Annotated in this window: 8 protein-coding genes; 2 read left to right on the forward strand and 6 right to left on the reverse strand. The window is 69.5% G+C overall.

What is annotated here, in order from left to right:
• Positions 1–30: 30 nt before the first annotated feature.
• From SP6_RS02315 to SP6_RS19945, 6 genes are all read right to left on the reverse strand, one after another.
• Complete coding sequence (locus SP6_RS02315; protein WP_007405931.1) at positions 31–492, reverse strand: helix-turn-helix domain-containing protein; 462 nt, start codon at positions 490–492, stop codon at positions 31–33.
• A gap of 81 nt (positions 493–573) precedes the next feature.
• On the reverse strand, positions 574–1,761 hold the full coding sequence (locus SP6_RS02320) for a beta-barrel domain-containing protein (protein ID WP_042468380.1): 1,188 nt from the start codon (positions 1,759–1,761) through the stop codon (positions 574–576).
• Entirely contained in the window at positions 1,758–3,920 is a 2,163-nt protein-coding gene (locus SP6_RS02325; RefSeq protein WP_007405930.1) for a type I secretion system permease/ATPase, read from the reverse strand. Before SP6_RS02325 ends, SP6_RS02320 begins: the two co-directional genes overlap by 4 nt.
• Complete coding sequence (locus SP6_RS02330; RefSeq protein ID WP_007405866.1) at positions 3,917–5,191, reverse strand: TolC family protein; 1,275 nt, start codon at positions 5,189–5,191, stop codon at positions 3,917–3,919. The genes SP6_RS02325 and SP6_RS02330 overlap by 4 nt, the downstream gene beginning before the upstream one ends.
• Positions 5,192–5,374: 183 nt before the next feature.
• Positions 5,375–14,089 (reverse strand): BapA/Bap/LapF family large adhesin, encoded by an 8,715-nt coding sequence (locus SP6_RS02335; protein WP_369397416.1) that lies wholly within the window; start codon positions 14,087–14,089, stop codon positions 5,375–5,377.
• On the reverse strand, positions 14,047–18,591 hold the full coding sequence (locus tag SP6_RS19945) for an Ig-like domain-containing protein (RefSeq protein WP_053003265.1): 4,545 nt from the start codon (positions 18,589–18,591) through the stop codon (positions 14,047–14,049). The genes SP6_RS02335 and SP6_RS19945 overlap by 43 nt, the downstream gene beginning before the upstream one ends.
• Before the next feature lie 368 nt (positions 18,592–18,959).
• On the opposite strand from SP6_RS19945, the gene SP6_RS02340 reads away from it, so the two are divergent.
• Both SP6_RS02340 and SP6_RS02345 read left to right on the forward strand, forming a co-directional pair.
• On the forward strand, positions 18,960–20,492 hold the full coding sequence (locus tag SP6_RS02340) for a L,D-transpeptidase family protein (protein ID WP_007405900.1): 1,533 nt from the start codon (positions 18,960–18,962) through the stop codon (positions 20,490–20,492).
• Positions 20,493–20,512: 20 nt separating this feature from the next.
• On the forward strand, positions 20,513–20,875 hold the full coding sequence (locus SP6_RS02345; protein WP_007405895.1) for a hypothetical protein: 363 nt from the start codon (positions 20,513–20,515) through the stop codon (positions 20,873–20,875).
• Positions 20,876–20,956: the final 81 nt, after the last annotated feature.

Below are 20,956 nucleotides of genomic sequence, written 5' to 3' on the forward strand. Positions count from 1 at the left end.
CTCCCCTGAAGGGGAGGGGTGGCCAGGCAATCAGTCCGGCTTGCCGCTCCGTTGGCCGTAATGCGGTTCGTCACTCATCGTCAGGAAGAGATGGCGCAGCATCGCGGTCATGGCGTCGGTGCCGCGCTGGGTCAGGCGGACGATCAGGCGGCGATGATCCGTCGGGTCGGTGCGGCGGCGAAGGAGGTTCGATTCCTCCAGCCGGTCGATCCGACGCAGCGCGCTGGTCGAGCTTTCCCCCGACACGAGGATCAACTCCTTGACGCAGAGCGGCCGGGCCTGCTGCTCGGCGATGAACAGCTCCAGCATCATGTCCCAGGCGGAATCGCGGAACACATCGCGGGGAAAGAATTGCGCGACATTGGCGCGCATCGCCTGGGTCTGGCGTGCCAGGTCGAGCAGGCTGGGCGTATTGCTCCGCGCGGCCGGTTGCGCGGAATAACTCCGTGTGGGGGTGGGGGCGAAATAACGAGCGGCGCTACTCTTGGGCATGGGCATGATCCTGTGCTGATGCCGGGTTCGGAAATTCCGGCGCGTGGCTTGGGATGGGAGCGGCATGGGAGAGGGAGGCGCTCATCGCTCGCGCATCGCTTCGCGCGCGCGGTTGAGCGGTTTCAGAAGATATTGGAGCACGGTCTTGCTGCCGGTGTGGATGTCGGCAGTGGCGATCATTCCCGGCACGATCGGAAAGCGCTTGCCCGCCTTGTTGACCAGCGAGTCCGACCGGGTGCGGATGAAGACCCGGTAGTAATAGACGTCCGGATTGACCTCGTCGCGGATGGTATCGGGCGAGATGCTGCTGACCTGCCCCTCCAGCCCGCCATAGATCGCATAGTCGTACGCCGTGATCTTGACACTGGCACGCTGGCCTGGGCGGATGAAGGCGATGTCGCGCGGCGACATTCGCGCCTCGACCAGCAGGCGTTCGTCGAGCGGCACGATCTCCATGATCTTGCCATTGGGCGGGATGACGCCGCCGATCGTCGACACCTCGATATTCTTGACCACGCCGCGTACTGGCGAGCGCAGGGTCAGGCGCTGGAGCGTGTCCGACCGGCCGCGCACGACGGGGGCCAGCGCTTCGACCTCCTCGCTGACCTTGGCCAGATCCTGCCGCGCCTCGACGATATATTGCGAGCGCAGATCGGATTTCTTCAGGTCCAGCTCGGCGCGCTGACGCTTCAGGCGCAGCACCTCGACATTGCTGGCCGCACCGACCTCGATCAGGGACTCGCCGATCCCGACCTCGCGCCCGATGAGTGCGAGCGACTCGTCGATCAGGCCGATCGAGCTGGACAGGCTGCTGCGGCGGGCATTGTAGAGCCGCTGCTGCTCGGCCTTCAGCTCGGGGAAGGCGGCGAGTTCGGGGGAGAAGGTGAGGGGCGTCCCGTTCACCTCGGCCTGCAACCGCGCCTGCGCGGCGAGCGCGGCACGGTATTTGGCGGCGCTTTCCTCGACCGTCGATCCGGCCTGGGTGGGGTCGAGCTGGGCGAGGATCTGGCCCGGCTTCACGATGTCGTCCTGGCGCACCAGCATCTTGGCGAGGATGCCGCCTTCCAGCGATTGCAGCACCTGTTCGCGGCTGGTGGGCACCACCTTGCCACTGCCGGTCGCCACCTCGTCGAGCGTGGCGAACCAGGCCCAGCCCAATGCGGCCACGAACAACGCGGTCAGCACCCAGGTCATCCGCTTGGCCGCGAGCAGCGGCGCGCCGCCCTCATCGGCAAAGGGCAGGTCGGCGGGGGCGGTCAGCGCGTTCATGCCGCCTGGCTCCGGCCGGCACTGCGCATCGTCTCCAGCGCGGCGTCCTTGGACTGATCGAGCAGGATCTGGCCATTGTCGATGATGATGATCCGGTCGACCAGATCGAGCACGCGCATCCGGTGGGTGGCGACCACGACGGTGCGGTCGCGGCTCCAGTCGCGGAAGCGGTCGATGAACTGGCGCTCGGAGGTTTCGTCCATAGCGGCGGTCGGCTCGTCGAGCAGCATCACCTGGGGCTGGCGGATCAGGAGCCTGGCGAGGAGCAGCGCCTGTTGCTGTCCCCCCGACAGGCCGAGCCCGCCCTCCAGCACGACATGCTCCAACCCGTCGCGCAAGCGCCGGACGAAGTCGATCGCCCCGACCATGTCGAGCGCACGCACGATCTCGTCATGCCCCGCCATCGGTGCGCCCATGGTCAGGTTTTCGCGCAACGTGCCGTGGAACAACCGGCTGTTCTGGGTCAGCAGCGCGACGTCGCGGCGGACATCGGCGGGATCGATCTGATGCAGGGTCAGGTCGTCGAGCAGTATCTCGCCTCCCAGCGGCTGAAGCATCCCCGACAGCCCCTGGAGCAGGGTCGACTTGCCCGCGCCGTTACGGCCCAGCAGCGCGACCTTCTCGCCGGCGGCGATCTCCAGCCGGGGGACGGTCAGCGCCGGGGGCGCATTGGGATCGGCATAGCCGAACACCGCCGAGCGCAGGGTGAAGCGGCCGCTGACCGAGGGCAGGGGGATGCGGTGCTCGGCATCGGGATTGTCGACCGGCAGCGCCATGATCTGGTCCAGGCTCTGCGCAGCGACCTTGGCGTGCTGATAGCGGCCGAGCAGGTGCGAGACCTGACCCATTGGCGCCATCATCCGGCTGGCCAGCATCGAGGTGGCGACCAGCGCGCCCGTCGTGATGTCGCCGCCGATCACCATCGGCGCACCGACGAAGATCACGGTGGCATAGACCGCGTTCTGCACGCTCTGTGCCCAAGTCGAGAGGCTGGCGGTCAGCCCGCGCAGGCGCAACTGCGCCTCGCCCGCCACCGCGTTGCAATGGTTCCACTGGCGCTGGAAGCGCTCCTCGGCCTGTAGCGTCTTGATGTCCTCGATCCCCTGCACCGCCTCGACCAGCAGGGCGTTGCGCAGCGAGGTTTCGCGCATCGACTCGGTGGCATGGGCGCGCAGGCGGCGCTGCGCGAGCAGGCTGGGCAGCAGCAGCGCGACGAGCGCGACGACCGGCACCAGTGCCAGCGACCCACCGATGAAGGCCAGGATGATAAGGAAGAGGATGAAAAAGGGCAGGTCGGCGATGGCCGCGACCGTGGTCGAGGTCAGCATGTCGCGCACCTGATCCAGGTCGCGGAGCTGCGCGATGAAGGTGCCGGTCGAGGTCGGCCGTGCCCGGTTGCGGACGCGCAGCGCATGGCCGAACACCCGGTCCGACAGCCGCAAATCGGCGCGCTTGCCAAGAATGTCGGTGATGCTGACCCGCAGCCGCCGCAACACGAAATCGAACCCGGTCGCCAGGATCACGCCCAGGAACAGGATGTAGAGCGTCGGCATCGACTGGGCGGGGACGACGCGGTCATAGACCTGCATCGAGAACAGCACGCCCGCCAGCCCCAGGCAGTTGGTCACGACCGAGGCGATCGCGACATGGCCGTAACCCTTGGCGTCCTGCAGCAGCAGGGTGCGCAGCCAATGCTGCTCGAAGGGGCGGATATAGCTGTCGACACGGATATCGGTGGCGGAGCGCGCGGGGCGGGGGACGACGAACAGTCGCGTCTGCTCGACCAATGCGGCGAGGGGGCGCCGCACTGGCGAGCCGCCTTCGCCCGCGACCGTGAATTGCGCCTCGCCATCGGCATCGATCGCGGTGATCAGCGCCAACTCGCCATCGGCCAGGCAGGCGATGACGGGAAGGCGCCAGCTGGTCAGCCGGATCGCGCTGGGCGCGACGAAGCGAACCGACAGGCCGGACGCACGAGCAAGCGCGCGGACCCGCGTCTCCTCATCGCCGCCGCCCTGCCACAATGTGGTCAGCCGCGCGCGCTGCTCGGCGAAGGGCATGCGGAAATGGCGTGCGACTTGGCCAAGCATGTCGATCCAGGCGAAGGGGTCGGTCGGCGGTGCGGCGGCCGCACCGGTCGGCAAGGCGGCGGCGGTCATAGCGTCACCCCGCGCACCGTCGTGCCGGTCAGCTTGAAATCGTCGCGCGCGCGCCCCGAATAATACAGGCAATCGATCGCCAGCCGGCGTAGGTCATGGGTGGTGTTGACGCCGTCGAACCGGGCCTGCTGCAATTCCTGCTCGGCGTTGAGCAGGTCGACCAGCGTCCGCGTGCCCATGTCGAGATATTGCAGGCGATAGAGCTTGCCGGTCTCGACCATATTGTCCTGCCGTTCGGACAGGGTGCCCAGCAACTCAGTCAGCCCGGTGATCTGTTGCTGCGCCTCAGCCAGCCGCTGGCCGATCTCGACCCGGGCTTGGCGCTCGGCGGCCTCGGCGGCGCGCAGGGCGTAATCGGCGCCACGCACGCGGGCGCGCACCGCGCTGCCGCCGAACACGTCGCTGCTGACGTTCAGCCCGAAATTATAGACGCTGCGGTCGGAAAAAGGTGAGGATATATCCGCCGCCGCATCGCCGGCCAGCGCGATCGTCGGCAGGCGGTTGGCGCGGGCGCGGCGCTGTTCGGCGGTGGCCTGCTCATATTGCGCCTTGGCGCGCATGATGACCGGGATGTCGGCCCAATCGACCTGCGTGGCCTGGGTGCAACTGCGCATCAGCCAGTCCGGCACATCGGGATCGACCACCGGCGCGATGTCGCGGCCCAACAGAAAGGCCAGGCTGGTGGTCCAGCGGCGCTGTTCCGCCTCGATCCGGGTCAGCGTCGCCTGTGCGGCCGCCACGCGCGACTGGGCCTGGAGCGCGTCGGAGCGGGTGGTGGCGCCCTTGCCGAACCGCTTTTCGACGAGCGCGCTGATCTCCTCGATCCGCGACAATTGTTCGAGCGCGATGGTGCGCAGCGCGGCGTTGCGCTGCACCTCGACCATCGCATAGCCGGTGTCACGGATCAGCCCGTCGATCGCCAGCAGCATGTCCGCGCGACCCAGCCGGGTGCCGGCGCGGGCATAGTCGACCGCGCTCGCCACCTTGCCGAAGTCGTAGAGCATCTGCGATGCGGAAAGCTGGGGCCGGGGGCGCCAGATGCTGCCCAGCCGGCTGTCGTAACCGCTGCCGACACCCGCGCTGATGCGGGGGAGGTAGCCTGCACGGGCGATGGTCACATCCTCGCCGCGCGCGTCCAGCGTGGCGGCGGCCTGCACGACCGAAGGGTGCCAGGACAGCACCTCATGCATCGCGCTTTCCATGGTGACAGGAGCAGGGCTACCGCTAACAGGGGTGGCGACCGACGCCATGGCGGCCAGGGCGAGGACCATCGTCCGCCCCTTCGCTCTCCGACCCTGATAGCGTCCCTGCCGCCTCATCGTCATCGATGGCCCCATTTGCCGGTCGAGCCAAAAATCTCGACTAAACTACTTTAGAACAAGGAAATAGGTGTCGAAGTGGAGCGACTTCGGCACCTATTATCAAGTCCGATTCCGGACTGTTGCGCAGGATGGTCACATTATATGCATGGTGCTCATTTTTTCCTGCTCGGGATCGACCGAAACGGTCAGATAGGCCAGGGGATCGTCCATAATCGGAACGGTCGAATTGATATCGGTAACGGTAGCCGTTACGCCTACATTATCGTTCGCCGTGGTAACGTCGGCGGTCGTTTGATGCGCATCAAGATAATGGCCCAAAACATCCTCGATGCTCCCCTGTCCTTCCATCAACGACAGGGCGAGTCGCGCATCCGCCTGGTCGGTTGCCGGTGTATCCGCCGGGGCCATGTGATCCGCGCTGAGGGTCATCGGGACGACATCGGCATCGAGATGCAGCGCACTATCGGCCGACAGCGCGGTGATCGTCGCGGTCGGGAAGACCGGCGCGACCCCGTTGTTGATGTTCACCGCCACGTCCAGCCGCGCGGTCGAGAACTGGCCGTCGGGCTGGATCAGCTGATAGGTGAAGCTGTCGATCGGATCGGTGGCGGCATAAGTGACGCCGACCGGCGTGTAGGTATAGCCGCCGGTCTCGTTGATGGTGAGCTGGCCATGCGCGCCGTTCAGCGTGATCGGCGTGTCCCCGATCTCCTGGAAGCCGGTGCCGGTCAGCACCTTGATCCCGATAAAGGGACTGCCCAGCGTGTCGTTGGCGGTCAACTGGCCGCTGACCGGGGTGGTGCCGGTCAGGTTGAACTCGTTGAGCCGGGTGACCGTCTCCGCGACATAGACATTGGTATCGAGCCGGAGTGGCGCGCCGTTCGTTCCGACCACCGTATAGTTGTAGGTGCCCGATGGCAGGTTACTCATCGTGACGCTGATCCCGCTGCCGACCAGGCCACCGACGCCGGCGACCGCGGTACCCGAAGCCGTGCCGACCACCGCGCCGGCCGAATTGGTGACGGTGACGGTATAGCTGGGCAACACCGACAAAGTGGATGCGGTGACCGCCGACAAGGTGACGGTGGAGGTGCTGTTGGCATCCACGGTGAAGCTGTCATTGACCCGCGTCGTTTGCGGTGCCCCTAGAAGCGGCACGGCCGGGGTGGAGAAGAACGTGTCCACGGCGGCCGCCCGATTGACCACGACAGGGGTGAAGCTGGCCGCCGCGATGGCGGTGTCGTTCACCGCGATCGGTGCGCCAGTGATGTCCGGGCTGCCGATCGAGATGGTCAGGCGGGCGCTTTCCCGCTCATTGTCGCTGGCGTCGAGCAGCGTGTAGGTGAAGCTGTCCACCTTGCCGATGGACGCCGCATTGGCATTGGGGGTGTAGGTATAGCTGCCATCGCGATCGATGATCAGCGTTCCCCATTGCCCGGTGACGACGGTATCGTCGACGGCCACCTGCGTCGTCACGCCGTTCAGCGTCACGCTTTCGACGCGGGTCTGCGGGCTGACCACATCGATCTGCCCCGTGGGGCCGGCATCGGTGATGACATTGCCGCTGACCGGCGCGGGCACGGCCGAGGCGACATCGGTGAAGTCGGAGTCGACCCCCCGGACGTTCAGGCTGCCGAGCAGGCCGACACCCGCCGTATTGTCGAAGGTGACGAAGGCCCGGTATTGGCCCGGTGCCAGATTTGCCGTGGCGACGAGATCGCCGTTGAGCAGGCCGACCTGCAACAGCGAGCTGTTGCCGCCACCATTCACCGCCACCCAGTTGGTGCCGTTGAACCGCTGGATCACCACCGAATAGCCGCTGGCCACGCCGACATTCACCGTCGCGTCATAGGTGAAGGTTGTCGCCAGCGTATGGCCGGGCTGCACCGTGAACTGGACGTTGGGAACGGCGAGCACTTGGGCATCGAGGTTGACGGCGCCGAGCGAGACCAGCGCGGTATAGTTGGCCGTGCCGACATTCTGGTTGGTCTGGACCGGGTTCAGGTCGACCAGTGCGATCGCCGTATTGTCGAAGGCACTGATGTCGAAGGGGGCGGTGACCGCCGTCGAGGCCGATAGATTGCCGGCCGCATCGCGCGCACCGACGCCCAGCGCCTGGCCCGCCACCTGCGGGCTGGTCAGCGTGACGGCATAGAGGCCGCCCGCCGTCACCGTGCCGGTGCCGATCAGCGTACCGGCGGCGTTGCGCACCTCGATCCGGGCGCCGGGCTCACCGCTGCCGGTGATGACCGATCCGGTCGGATCGATGACCGCGGTCGGGGCGGCCGGCGGGGTGATATCCGGCGCATTGACCGCGACCGTGCCCGAGGCATTGCCCGCCGCATCGGTCTGGCTGAGCGTCAGGACTTGGCCATTGGCCTGCGGTATGGTCAGCGTCGCGCTGAAGCTGCCATTGCCGGCGACGACGGCCGTGCCGACCAGCTGGCCCAGCGGATCGAAGATGCGGACGGTCGCGCCCGCCTCGCCCGTACCGGTCACCACGGTGCCGGTGCCGTTGACCACACCGATCGGCGCGGCCGGCGGGGTGATATCGGGCGCGCGCACCGCGTTGGGCAGCGACGCGTTGCCGGCGGCATCCGCCTGGGTCACCTGCAACAACTGGCCATTGGCCTGGGGCGTCGTCAGCGCCGCGCTATAGCTGCCATTGGCGCCGACGATCGCGGTGCCGATGACATTGCCCAGCGGGTCGCGGACGGTGACGGTCGCCCCCGCCTCGCCGGTGCCGGTTACGATCGTGCCGATGCCGTTGATCGTCGAGGTCAGACCGATGGGCGCGGTGATGTCGGGCGCCGTCGCCTGCCCGATGGGCGAGACATTGCCCGCCGCATCCGCCTGGGTCAGCGAGACGATCTGGCCATTGGCCTGGGCCGGGCTGAGCGGTGCGGTGAAGGTGCCGTTGGCCGCCACCAGGGCGGTGCCCAGGACGGTGCCGTCGACCGCGCGAATGGTGACGGTCGCGCCGGCCTCACCCGTGCCGCTGATCGCGGTGCCATTGGCCGCGACGATACCGACCGGCGCCAGCGGTGCGGTCAGATCGGGGGCGACGACCGTGGCGGGGGCGGAGACATTGCCCGCCGCGTCGGCCTGGGTGACCGTCAGGGTCTGGCTGTTGAGTTGCGGCGTGGTCAGGACCGCAGAATAGGTGCCATTGGCGGCGACCACCGTCGTGCCGAGGATCGCACCGCCCGCATCGCGGATGATGACGGTCGCCCCGGCCTCACCGGTACCGGCGATCAGCGTGCCCGCGCCGTTGATGGCGGCGGTCAGCCCGACCGGTGCGGTGATGTCGGGCGCGGTGGCTTGCGCCTCGCCCGAGACATTGCCCGATGCATCCGCCTGGGTCAGCGAGACGATCTGGCCATTGGCCTGGGCGGGGCTGAGCGGAGCGGCGAAGCTGCCGTCCGCCGCGACCACCGCCGTGCCGAGGACCGTGCCACCCGCACTGCGGATGGTGACGGTCGCGCCGGGCTCGCCGGTGCCGATCAGGGTCGTGCCATCGGCGGAGATGGTGCCGATCGGTGCCAGCGGGGCGACCAGATCGGGGGCCGTGATCGGCGCAGAGGCGCCGACATTGCCCGCGGCATCCGCCTGGGTCGCGATCAGCGCCTGGCCATTGATCTGCGGGGTGGTCAGGACGGCGGCATAGGTCCCATTGGCCGCGACCACCGCCGTACCGAGGATCGCACCGCCCGCATCGCGGATCGTAACGGTCGCCCCGGCTTCGCCCGAGCCGGTGACGAGCGTACCCGCGCCGTTGATGGCGGCGGTCAGCCCGATCGGTGCAGTGATGTCCGGTGCGGTGGCTTGCGCCACGCCTGAGACATTGCCCGAAGCATCGGCCTGGGTCAGCGAGACGATCTGGCCGTTCGCCTGGACGGGGCTGAGGGCGGCGGTGAAGCTGCCGTCCGCCGCGACCACCGCCGTGCCGAGCACCGCACCCCCCGCACTGCGAATGGTGACGGTTGCGCCCGGCTCGCCAGTGCCGATCAGGGTTGTGCCATCGGCGGAGATGGTGCCGATCGGTGCCAGCGGGGCGAGCAGGTCGGGTGCGGTGATCGGCGCGGGAGCGCCGACATTGCCGGCGGCATCCGCCTGGGTCGCGGTCAGCGCCTGACCGTTGATCTGCGGCGTGGTGAGCGCGGCGGCATAGGTGCCGTTGGCGGCCACCACCGCCGTGCCGAGGACGATGCCCGCGGCGTCGCGGATAGTGACGGTCGCCCCGGCTTCGCCGGTACCGGTGATCAGCGTGCCCGCGCCGTTGATGGCGGCGGTCAGGCCGACCGGAACGGTGATGTCGGGCGCGGTCGCCTGGCCGATGGGCGAGACATTGCCGGCCGCATCTGCCTGGGTCAGCGAGAGGAGCTCACCATTGGCCTGGGCGGGGTTGAGCGCGGCCGTGAAGCTGCCGTCGCCGGCCACCACGGCGGTGCCCAGGATCGTGCCGTCCACCGCGCGGATGGTGACGGTCGCACCCGCTTCGCCCGTGCCGGTGATCGTCGTGCCGTCCGCCGACACGGTGCCGGCGGGGGCCAGCGGTGCGGTCAGGTCGGGTGCGGTGATCGGAGCGGGGGCGCCGACATTGCCGGCCGGGTCCGCCTGGGTCGCGGTCAGCGCCTGGCCGGCGATCTGCGGCGTGGTCAGGACGGCGGCATATGTGCCGTTCGCCGCGACCACGGCGGTGCCGAGGACGGTGCCGCCGGCGTCGCGGATGGTCACGGTCGCCCCCGCCTCACCGGTGCCGGTCACGAGCGTGCCGGCACCGTTGATGGCGGCGGTCAAGCCGACAGGCAGGGTGAAGTCCGGTGCGATCGCCTGAGCGATGGGCGAGACATTGCCAGCTGCATCCGCCTGGGTCAGCGTCAACACTTCGCCATTGGCCTGGGCGGGCGTCAGGGCAGCGGTGAAGCTGCCATCGGCCGCCACGAGCGCGGTCCCCAACACGGTGCCATCGACCGCCCGAATGGTGACGGTCGCGCCCGCCTCACCCGTGCCGGTCAGCGTGGTGCCGTCGACCGACACCGTACCGGCCGGCGCCAGCGGCGCGGTCAGATCGGGGGCGGTAACCGGTGCCGGGGTGCCGGCATTGCCCGCGCTATCGACCTGGATCGCGCTCAGCAATTCGCCGTTGATCTGCGCCGGGGTCAGCAGCGCGGCATAGGTGCCGTTGGCGGCCACGATGGCGGTGCCCAGTACCGTCCCGACATCGTCACGGATGGTGACGATCGCGCCGGCTTCGCCCGTACCGGTGACCAGCGTGCCCGCCCCGTTGATCGCCGCGGTCAGGCCGACCGGCGCGGTGATATCGGGTGCGAGCGCCTGCGCGATGGGCGAGACATTGCCCGCCGCATCGGCCTGGGTCAGCGTCAGCAGCTCGCCATTGGCCTGGGCCGGGGTCAGGGTCGCCGTGAAGCTGCCATCGGCTGCCACCAGCGCGGTGCCGATGGCATTGCCGGCGGCATCGCTGATCGTGACCGTCGCACCGGCCTCGCCGGTGCCGGTCAGGGTCGTGCCATCCGCCGAGACGATGCCCGCCGGTGCCAGCGGCGCGGTCAGGTCCGGTGCGGTGACGGCCGCCGAGGGCGAGGCGTTGCCCGCCCCATCCGCCTGGATGACGGTCAGCGGCTCGCCATTGGTCTGCGCGGTATTCAGCACCACCGCATAGCTGCCATTGGCCAGGACCGTGGTCGTGCCGAGCACGGTACCACCGACGCCGGTGACGGTCAGTGTCGCGCCGGCTTCACCCAGGCCGGACACCACGGTGCCGGTCGCATCGATCGTGGCGGTCGGCGCGGCGGGCGGCGTCAGGTCGGGTGCGATGGCGATGGCCGGGGGCGAAACGTCGCCCTCGGCATCCGTCTGGGTCACGCGGACCGTCTCGCCATTGAGCTGCGGGGTGGTCAGGAGCGCGGTGTAGCTGCCGTCGCCCGCGACAATGGTGGTGCCGATGACGGTGCCGGTCGCATCGCGGACGGTGATCGTCGTCCCCGCCAGGCCGGTGCCGCTCACGCTGCCGCCATCGACGGCCACGGCCGCGGTCGGCGCGCCGGGCGTGTCGTTGGGGATCAGGTCCGGCGCCGCCGCATTGCCGGGGACCGAGATATTGCCGGCGGCATCCGCCTGGGTCAGCGTCAGCAACTGGCCGTTGGTCAGCGGCGGGGTCAGCGTCACCGTGAAGCTGCCATCCGCCCCCACCGGCACGGTCGCGAGCACGATGCCGACCGGATCGGTGACAGTCACCGTCGCGCCGATCTCGCCGGTACCGGTCAGGGTCGTGCCGTCCACCGAGACGGCGGCGACCGGTGCGCCCGGCGGTGTCTGGTCGAGGGCGGTGACGGTCGTCGAGGGCGAGATATTGCCGATGGCATCCGCCTGCGACACCGAGAGGACCTGGCTGTCGAGCTGCGGCGTCGACAGGACCACCGCATAGGTGCCGTTGGCCGCGACCAGCGCGGTGCCCAGTATAGTGCCATCAGCTGCCCGCACGGTGACGGTCGCGCCGGCCTCACCGGTGCCCGACACGATCGTGCCCGTCGCATCCAGCGATGCGGCCGGTATCGTTGGCGCGGTGATGTCGGGGGCGGGCGCGGTCGAGGTCGGCGAGTCGTTGCCGCCGGCATCGGTCAGGATCGCGCTTAGCGTGCCGCCATTGGCCTGTGCCGGTGCGAGCGGGACGGTGAACGTCCCATCCGCAGCGACCACAGTCGTGCCGATCACGGTGCCGGCGGGGTCGCGGATGGTGACGGTTGCGCCCGCCTCGCCGTTGCCGCTGGCTTCGGTGCCGGTTGCGTTGATGGTGAACAGCGGCGCATTGGGTGCGGTGATGTCGGGCGCCAGGACCGGCGTCGGGGCCGAGAGATTGCCGGCCACGTCGCTCTGCGTGACGGTCAGCGTCTCGCCATTGGCCTGGGGTGGGTTGATCGCCACCGCATAGTCGCCATTGATACCCGCTGTGACGGTGCCGATGACGGTGCCGGCGGGATCGCGCACGGTGACGATGGCGCCGGCCTCCGCCTGCCCGCTGACAACCGTGCCGGTGCCATCGATGATCGCGGTCGGTGCGGTGGGCGCGCTGGTGTCGAGCGCCGTCAGGCCGAGGGCGGGCGAGACATTGCCCGCCGCATCGCTCTGCTCGACCGACAGCGTCTCGCCATTAATCTGTGCCGTGGCGAGCGGGACGGTGAAGCTGCCATCGGCGGCGACGGTGGCGGTTCCGAGCACGCTGCCATCGGCCGCCCGCACGGTGACGGTCGCGCCGGCCTCGCCGATACCGGTGACGCTGGTCCCGCCCGCCGCCAGCGCCGCGAGGGGCGCGAGGGGTGCCGTCAGGTCGGGGGCGACGGGGTTCACGGGCGCGGAGGCGTTGCCGGTCGCATCGGCCTGGACGACCTGCAGGATTTCGCCGTTGAGCTGGGCCGGGGTAAGGATCGCGGCATAGCTGCCATCGACGGCGACGGTCGCGGTGCCGATCGCGGTGCCGGCGGGATCGCGGATGGTGACGATCGCCCCGGGCTCGCCGGTCCCGGTCATCACGCTGCCATCGGCGCTGATCGTGGCGGTCAGGCCGATCGGTGCTGTGATGTCGGGTGCGGCGATAATGGTGCCGGGCGAGACATTGCCCGCGACATCGGCCTGCACGAGGGTCAGTGTCTCGCCATTGGCCTGCGGCGTGGCGAGCGGGACGGTGAAGCTGCCATCGGCGCCCACGATCGCGGTGCCGAGCACGGTGCCATCCGCAGCACGCACGGTAACGGTCGCACCTGCCTCTCCAGTGCCGGTCAGCGTCGCGCCGGCATCGATGACCAAGCCGGTGGGGGCGGGCGGCGCGGTCAGATCGGGGGCGGTGAGCGGCACGGGCGCCGACACATTGCCGGCCGCGTCCGCCTGGACCACGGTCAGCGGCTCGGAGTCGATCTGCGCCGGGGTCAACTGCACCATGTAGATGCCATTGGCATCGACGACAGCGGTGCCGAGCGTCGCGCCGTTCGTGTCGCGCACGGTGACGATCGCCCCTTCCTCACCGGTGCCGGTGACCATCGCGCCATCGCCGCTGATCCCGGCGGTCAGCCCGGTCGGTGCGGTGACGTCGGGTGCGATGACCGTGACATTGGCGGAGACATTGCCGGCCGGGTCGGTCTGGGTGAATTGCAGGATCTCGCCATTGGCCTGGGCGGGTGACAAGGGGACCGCGAAGCTGCCATCGGCGGCGACCACAGCGGAGCCCAAAACGGTGCCGTCAGCGGCGCGGACGGTGACCGTCGCTCCCGCTTCACCGGTACCGCTCAGCGTCGCGCCGGCATCGATGACCGCACCGGTGGGAGCCAGCGGCGCGGTCAGATCGGGGGCGGTGAGCGGCACGGGCGCCGACACATTGCCCGCCGCATCCGCCTGCACCACGGTCAGGGATTGGGAGCCGACCTGCGGCGTCGTCAACTGGACGCTGTAGATGCCGTTGGTCGCAACTACGGCGGTGCCCAGCGATGCGCCATTGGCATCACGGACGGTCACGGTCGCACCAGCCTCGCCCGTGCCGGTGACGATGCTGCCGTCGCCGCTGATCGCCGCGACCAGCCCGGTCGGTGCGGTGATATCGGGAGCGATGATCGAGACGATGGGCGAGACATTGCCCGCCGCGTCGGTCTGGGTGAATTGCAGGGTCTCGCCATTGGCCTGGAGTGGCGTCAGCGGGACGGCAAAGCTTCCATCCGCCCCGACCGTCGCGGCGCCGAGCACCGTGCCGTCAGCGGCGCGGACGGTGACCGTCGCACCCGCTTCGCCGGTACCATTCAGCGTCGCGCCGGCATCGATGACCGCACCGGTGGGGGCCAGCGGCGCGGTGAGATCGGGGCGGTGAGCGGCACGGGTGCGGACACATTGCCGGCCGCGTCCGCCTGCACCACGGTCAGGGCTTCGGAGTCGATCTGCGCCGTGGTCAATGGGACGCTATAGGTGCCATCGGCCGCGACCACCGCGGTGCCCAGCGATGCGCCATTGGCATCCCGAACGGTCACGGTGGCGCCAGCCTCGCCCGTGCCGGTGACGATGCTGCCATCGCCGCTGATCGCCGCGACCAGCCCGGTCGGGGCGGTGATGTCGGGGGCGGTGAGCGTCGCCGCAGGCGAGCTGTTACCGCCGCGATCGGTCTGATCGATCGACAGCGTCTCGCCATTGGCCTGGGCCGGGGTGAGCGCCGCCGAGAAGCTGCCGTCCGCAGCGACCACCGCGGTGCCGATCGGCGTGCCATCGGCCGCGCGGATAGTGACCGTGGCGAAGGGTTCGCCGGTGCCGGTGACGGTCGCGCCGTCGACCGAGATCGCTGCGATCGGTGCGTCGGGGGCTGTCACATCCGGAGCGCTGACGGTGGCGGGTTGCGAGACATTGCCCGCCGCATCCGCCTGCGTCGCGCTCAGCGTCTGGCCGTTCACTTGGGGCGGGGTGAGCGTCAGGGTGAAGCTGGTGTCCGCATCGACCACGGCGGTGCCGAGCAGCGTGCCATTGGCATCGACGATCCGCACCGTCGCACCGGGCTCGCCATTGCCGAACACGGAGGCGCCATCCGCCGCCAGCGTCGCCGTCGGCGCGGCGGGAGCCGTGATATCCGGCGCTGTGACCGAGATCGCAGGCGAGATATTGCCCGCCGCGTCCGTCTGGGTGGCGGTCAGCGCCTCGCCATTGGCCTGGGGGGTGGCGAGCGTCACGCTATAGCTGCCGTCCGCCGCGACGACCGTGGAGGCCAGCAGGCTGCCATCGGCAGCACGGATTTCAACCGTGGCGCCGGCTTCGCCGGTACCCGAAACGCTGGTGCCATCCGCACTGACGGCAAGAGACGGCGCCGTCGGGGCGACGAGATCGGGCGTCGTCGCGCTGGTCGCGGGGGAGACATTGCCGGTGGCGTCGGTCTGGGTAACCGTCAGCGGCCGTCCATCGGCGATGCCCGCAGGCAGGGCGATGCTGTAGCTGCCCTCCGCCGCGACCGTGGCGGTGCCGATCGGCTGGCCATCGGCGTCGGTGACCTGCACGGTCGCGCCGGCCTCACCCGTGCCGGTCAGGGTGGCACCGTCGGCGCTGACCGTTGCAACCGGTGCGGCGGGGGCCGTGGTATCCGGTGCGGTGATCGAGGTGGTGGGGGAGGCATTGCCGGCCGCGTCGGTCTGCGTGACGGTCAAGGTCTCGCCATTGGCCTGCGGGCCGGTCAGCTTGGCGCTGTAGCTGCCGTCGCCGGCCACCGTCGCAGAACCGAGGAGCGAGCCGTCCGCTGCGCGAATTTCGACCGTCGCGCCGGCCTCGCCGGTGCCGGACAGTGTCAGGCCATCGGCGCCGAGTATGGCCGTGGGCGCGGTGGGCGCGACGAGATCGGGCGTCGCGGCGCTGGTCGCGGGCGACACATTGCCGGCGGCATCGGCCTGGGTGACGGTCAGCGGCCGCCCATCGGCCGTACCGGTGGGCAGAGCGATCGTGTAGCTGCCATCCGCGCCGACCGTGGCGGTGCCGATCGGCTGGCCGCCGGCGTTGGTGACCTGGACGGTCGCGCCCGCTTCGCCGGTACCGGTCAGCGTCGTGCCGTCCGCGCTGACCGTCGCAACCGGTGCGCCGGGGGCGGTCGTGTCTGTGGTCGTGGCGGTCGTCGGGGGGGAGACGTTGCCGGCCGCGTCGGCCTGGGTGACGGTCAGGACTTGGCCATCGGCCGTACCGGCGGGGAGCGTGACGCTATACGTGCCGTCCGTCGCCACCGTGGCCGTGCCCAGCGGCTGGCCGTTGGCATCGGAAACCTGAACCGTGGCGCCGGGTTCCCCGGTCCCGGTCAGGACCGTGCCGTCGGCATTGAGTGCGGCGGTGGGGGCTGCGGGTGCGACAAGGTCCGGGGTCGCGGCGCTGGTCGCGGGCGAGACATTGCCGGCGGTATCGGTCTGGGTGACGGTCAGCGGCCGCCCGTCGGCCGTGCCGGTGGGCAGAGCGATCGTGTAGCTGCCATCCGCGCCGACCGTGGCGGTGCCGATCGGCTGGCCGCCGGCGTTGGTGACCTGGACGGTCGCGCCCGCTTCGCCGGTACCGGTCAGCGTCGTGCCGTCCGTACTGACCGTCGCGACGGGCGCGGTGGGGGCGGTGGTGTCGGGCGCGGTGACCGTCGTGGCGGGGGAGGCGTTGCCGGCGGCATCGCTCTGGGTCACGGTCAGGCTGCCGCCCGCCGTCTGTGGTGTCGTCAGCGGCAGGGTGTAGTTGCCCTGGGCATCGACCACGGCGGTGCCGACGATCTGGCCGGCCGGATCGCGCACCGTGACGGTCGCACCGGGCTCGCCGGTGCCCGTGACGGTGCTGCCTTGTGCGTCGATGGCGGCACTGGGGGCGGCTGGCGCGGTCGTGTCGCCCGCGGTCAGCGTTGTGTCAGGCGAGGCATTGCCGGCCGCGTCGACCTGATCGACGGTCAGCGTCTGGCCATTGGTCAGCGCGGGCGTCAGCGGCACGGAGAAGCCGCCATCGGCGCCGACCGTGGCGGTGCCGAGAGTCTGTCCATTCGCGCCGACGACCCGCACGGTGGCACCGGGTTCGCCGGTGCCGGTCACGACCGTGCCGTCACCGGCGAGCGTCGCGACCGGCGTCGCCGGCGCGGTGATGTCGGGGGCCAGCAGCGAAATGGTCGGTGACGACAGCCCCTGCGCATTGGTCTGAAGCACGCTCAGCGTCTCGCCATTGGCCTGGGCGGGCGAGAGGGTGAGGGTGTAACTGCCATCCGCACCGACCAGCGCATTGCCGATTACCTGGCCGGCGGGATCACGCACGCTGACGGTCGCTCCCGGGTCGCCGGAGCCGACGACACTGGTGCCGTCCGCGCTGATCGTCGCAGTGGGCGCCGTCGGTGCCTCCAGGTCCGAGACGATGATGGTCGCTTCCGGCGAGACATTGCCCGCCGCATCGGTCAGCGTCGCCATCAGCATCGTGCCCTCGGCCTGCGGCGTCGCGAGCGTCAGCGTATAGCCGCCCTGCGCATCGACCACGGCGGTGCCCAGCACGGTTCCCGCGCTGTCACGGATGGTCAGGGTCGTGCCTGGTTCGCCGATACCGGTAATGGTGACGCCATCGGCCCCGATCGTGGCGGTGGGCGCGGCCGGTGGGGTGATGTCCGGCGCGGTAAGCGGCGTCGCCGGCGAGGGATTGCCCGCCGCGTCGCTCTGCGTGACGGTCAGCGCTTCGCCATTGGCCTGCGGCGTGTCCAGCGCCAGCGTGTAATTGCCTTGCGCATCGACGGTGGTGCTGCCCAGCACCACGCCAGCGCCGTCGCGCACGCTGACCGTCGCGCCGGGTTCGCCGGTGCCGGAGATGCTGGTGCCTTCATCGTCGATCGTGGCGGTGGGAGCGGTCGGCGGGGTCAGATCGGGGGCGGCCACGCTGGCGGCGGGGGAGGCGTTGCCGGCGGCATCGCTCTGCGTCACGGTCAGCGTGCCGCCATTGGCCTGCGCCGTGGTCAGGGTCAGTGTGTAATTGCCCTGTGCGTCGACCGTCGCGGTACCGAGCACCTGGCCGGCCGCGTTGCGCACGGTCACCGTCGCGCCGGGTTCGCCGGTACCGGTGATGGTCGTGCCCTGGCCGTTGATCGCGGCGGTGGGTACCGCGGGCGGAGTGATGTCGGGCGCGTTGATCGTGGTGGCGGGCGAGACATTGCCGGCCGCGTCGGTCTGGGTCACCGTGATCTGCTGGCCATTGGCCTGGGGCGGATTCAGCGGCACGCTATAGCTGCCATCCGTGCCGACCGTGCCGGTGCCGAGCACCGAGCCGTTGCCGCCGATCACCCGGACCGTCGACCCCGCTTCGCCGGTCCCCGTGACGACGCCGCCATTCGAGCCGAAAACCGCCGTCGGCCGTGCCGGGGCCTGGGTGTCGGGCGGGGTGGTGGGGATCTGTGCCTCGCCATCATTGCCGCCGCTCGCCACGGCCGCGATCAGGCCGCCCGCGCCCGCCACGCCCAGGATGGCGGGCAGGATGAAGGACGATCCGCCGGCCTGCGCGGCCTGTGCCGCCAGCAGGTCGTCGAGATTGGTCAGCGTGGTGAAGCGGCCCGCTCCGCTCGTCCCCGGATGCGCCAGCCACTGGCCGCCATTATTCTCGCGCAGGACGAGGTCGCTGCCCAAACCCCGCTGGTCGACATAGAAATTGTCGATGCGGATGGTCTGGCCGTCGTTCAGGCGGATGACCAGGTCGTTGCCCTCCCGCTCCATGCTCGCCACCTGATCACGGTTAAGATCGAGGCGGACGACGCTGGGGGTCTCGAGATCGATGACATTGGCGGTCGTGTTGGTGATGGTGCCGGTTGCCTTGGCGATGATCTCGGTCTGCATGGCGTGATCCTCCCTTTTCGCATGTCGCGTTGACCGACAGCGTCCTGTCGGTTCGGGGGGGGGGGTGCGGCCCCATGTCATGGCGCGCGGGTACGCAACCTCCCCGGTTCGTGGCATGCTAACCGGGTGGCTGCGCAGGGGGATGCCACCTGTCCGCTTTCGGAACTGATTCAGATGGTTAACGCCGATCAGGTGCCGTGACGGAAAGAGTGATCCGCGCAGGCCGGGCCATCCGTCATCGCCTTGCCCCGCGTAAAAAAATTTATCGCGGACCGAACCAATCGGTTCAGCTTGGCGTAGGATAGGATGGTGCACTAGGCGCGCATTTGCCGAGGGGCACCATGTCGAGAAGGGGCAATCCTGATTTTATGACCGCATCGCCTTTCGCTGTTTCTGGCCGTTCGGTCGCTCGCCTGATCGGCGCGCTGGCGGGGGGATCGCTCGTCGCGACGCCCCTGTTCGCGCAGGTGGCGCCGCCGCCCGTGCCCGCCCCCGTGGCGACGCCGCAGGCCACCACGCCGCCGGTGACGGCGCCCAGGGTGGCGCCCCCGCTGGCGATTGCACCACCGGTCAGCATGCCGACGCTGAGCGATGCGCAGGCGCACCAGCTTGCCACGCTGATCGCCAAGGGCGAGGTCACCCAGGGCCTGCGTCAGGGGGCACCGCGCGATCTGTCGGGACTGGCGCCCGCTGCCATCGCCCGTATCGCGCTCGATTACGCCCATGCCGTGCATGTCGGGCGGCTTGATACCGCCGACTTCTCGAAGGACTGGGGCATTCGCCCGCAATCCTATGATCCGCTGCCGGGCTTTGCCGATGCGGTGCGGCAGGACCGGATCGCCGACTGGATCGCCGCGCTGCCGCCGCCCTATGCCGGCTATGACACGCTGGTCACGGGGCTGGCCCGCTACCGCGCCATGGCAGAAGCGGGGGGCTGGACGGCGCTGCCCGCCAACGCCTCCATTCCTTATGGTTCGAGCGGGCCGCTGGTCGCGCAGTTGCGCAAGCGTCTGGCGATGGAGGACCCGGCGGTCAGCCAGACCGGTGCGACCTTCGACGAACCGCTGCTGGCGGCGGTGCGCCGGGCGCAGCGTCGCTATGGCCTCAATCCCGTCGGCACGGTGGGGTCGCAGACGATCGCGGCGCTGAACGTGCCCGTCTCGCAGCGCATCCGCCAGATCATGGCGAATATGGAGCGTTGGCGCTGGTTGCCACAGCAGCTGGAGGCCAAGCGGGTGCAGGTGAACATCGCTGCGGCGGTGCTGACCGTGTTCGAGGGCGACAATCCTGTGCTGTCGATGAAGGCGGTGACGGGGCGCCCGGGCAATGAGACGCCGATGCTCGTCTCCTCGATCCACAGCGTCGTGCTCAATCCGCCGTGGAACGTTCCCAGCTCGATCGCCAACAAGGAGCTGTGGCCCAAGGAGCGTGCCAATCCCGGCTATCTGAAGCGCAACGGTTTCCGCGTGATCGACAATGGCGACGGATCCAAGCGCCTGCAGCAATCCTCGGAGAAGAGCGCGCTGGGGCGGTTCAAGTTCGACTTCCCCAACGACTTCGCGGTCTATCTCCACGATACCCCGGCACAGTCGGGCTTTTCGAAGTTCGACCGGCTGGCCAGCCATGGCTGCGTCCGCCTGGAAAAGCCCGCTGAACTCGCCGGTCTCGTGCTGAAGACCACGCCCGAATGGCAGCCGGCGGCGGTCGACGCGACCTTGGCCTCGGGCAAGACCGTGCGCGCCAGCATGGACGAGCCGGTGGCGGTCTATCTGTTGTACTGGACGGCCTTCGCCAATAGCGATGGGCAGGTCAGCTTCCGGGAAGACCCTTATGGCTGGGACGCCCAGTTGGCGACCAAGATCGAGGCCCGCTCGGCCGAGCGGGCGCTTTCCACGAAGTAACGCGAAACAGGGATAAACGCATGACGATCAAGACCTATCGCCGCCATGGCCTGGCACTCGTCGCGGCCGGGCTGCTGCTGCCGGCGTTGGCCGGTTGCTCGCGTTCCGAGCCGGAGGAACAGCCGGCCGCGATGACCGAGAATGACGCAGGCGTGATCGAGACGCAGCCGGAGGATGTGATGCCGGCCATGGAGAACCAGGCCGCGCCGGTCGCGGACATGAACGCGGTCGAGGAAACGCTGCCGCCCCCGCCGCCGGAGCGGACGGTCGATCAGCAGATGCTCGACGATGCCTCGGCGACCGGCATGACCTCGCGCGTGACGCGCGGACGGACCTCGACGGATGAGGCCGCGCCTGCTGAGGCTCCGACGAACGAACAGTGACGCCCTGAAATCCTCCCCTTATAGGGGAGGGGACCATGCGAAGCATGGTGGAGGGGGCGTGCCGCAAAGGGTGTCCTGTGT

The sequence above is a fragment of the Sphingomonas paucimobilis NBRC 13935 genome (assembly GCF_000739895.2).
Lineage (GTDB): Bacteria > Pseudomonadota > Alphaproteobacteria > Sphingomonadales > Sphingomonadaceae > Sphingomonas > Sphingomonas paucimobilis.

Bases quoted from the DNA above. Each gene is read 5' to 3' on its own strand.
- SP6_RS02315 (WP_007405931.1), bottom strand. From the start codon at position 492: ATGCCCAAGAGTAGCGCCGCTCGTTATTTCGCCCCCACCCCCACACGG.
- SP6_RS02345 (WP_007405895.1), top strand. From the start codon at position 20,513: ATGACGATCAAGACCTATCGCCGCCATGGCCTGGCACTCGTCGCGGCC.
- SP6_RS19945 (WP_053003265.1), bottom strand. From the start codon at position 18,591: ATGCAGACCGAGATCATCGCCAAGGCAACCGGCACCATCACCAACACG.
- SP6_RS02320 (WP_042468380.1), bottom strand. From the start codon at position 1,761: ATGAACGCGCTGACCGCCCCCGCCGACCTGCCCTTTGCCGATGAGGGC.
- SP6_RS02340 (WP_007405900.1), top strand. From the start codon at position 18,960: ATGACCGCATCGCCTTTCGCTGTTTCTGGCCGTTCGGTCGCTCGCCTG.
- SP6_RS02325 (WP_007405930.1), bottom strand. From the start codon at position 3,920: ATGACCGCCGCCGCCTTGCCGACCGGTGCGGCCGCCGCACCGCCGACC.
- SP6_RS02330 (WP_007405866.1), bottom strand. From the start codon at position 5,191: ATGGTCCTCGCCCTGGCCGCCATGGCGTCGGTCGCCACCCCTGTTAGC.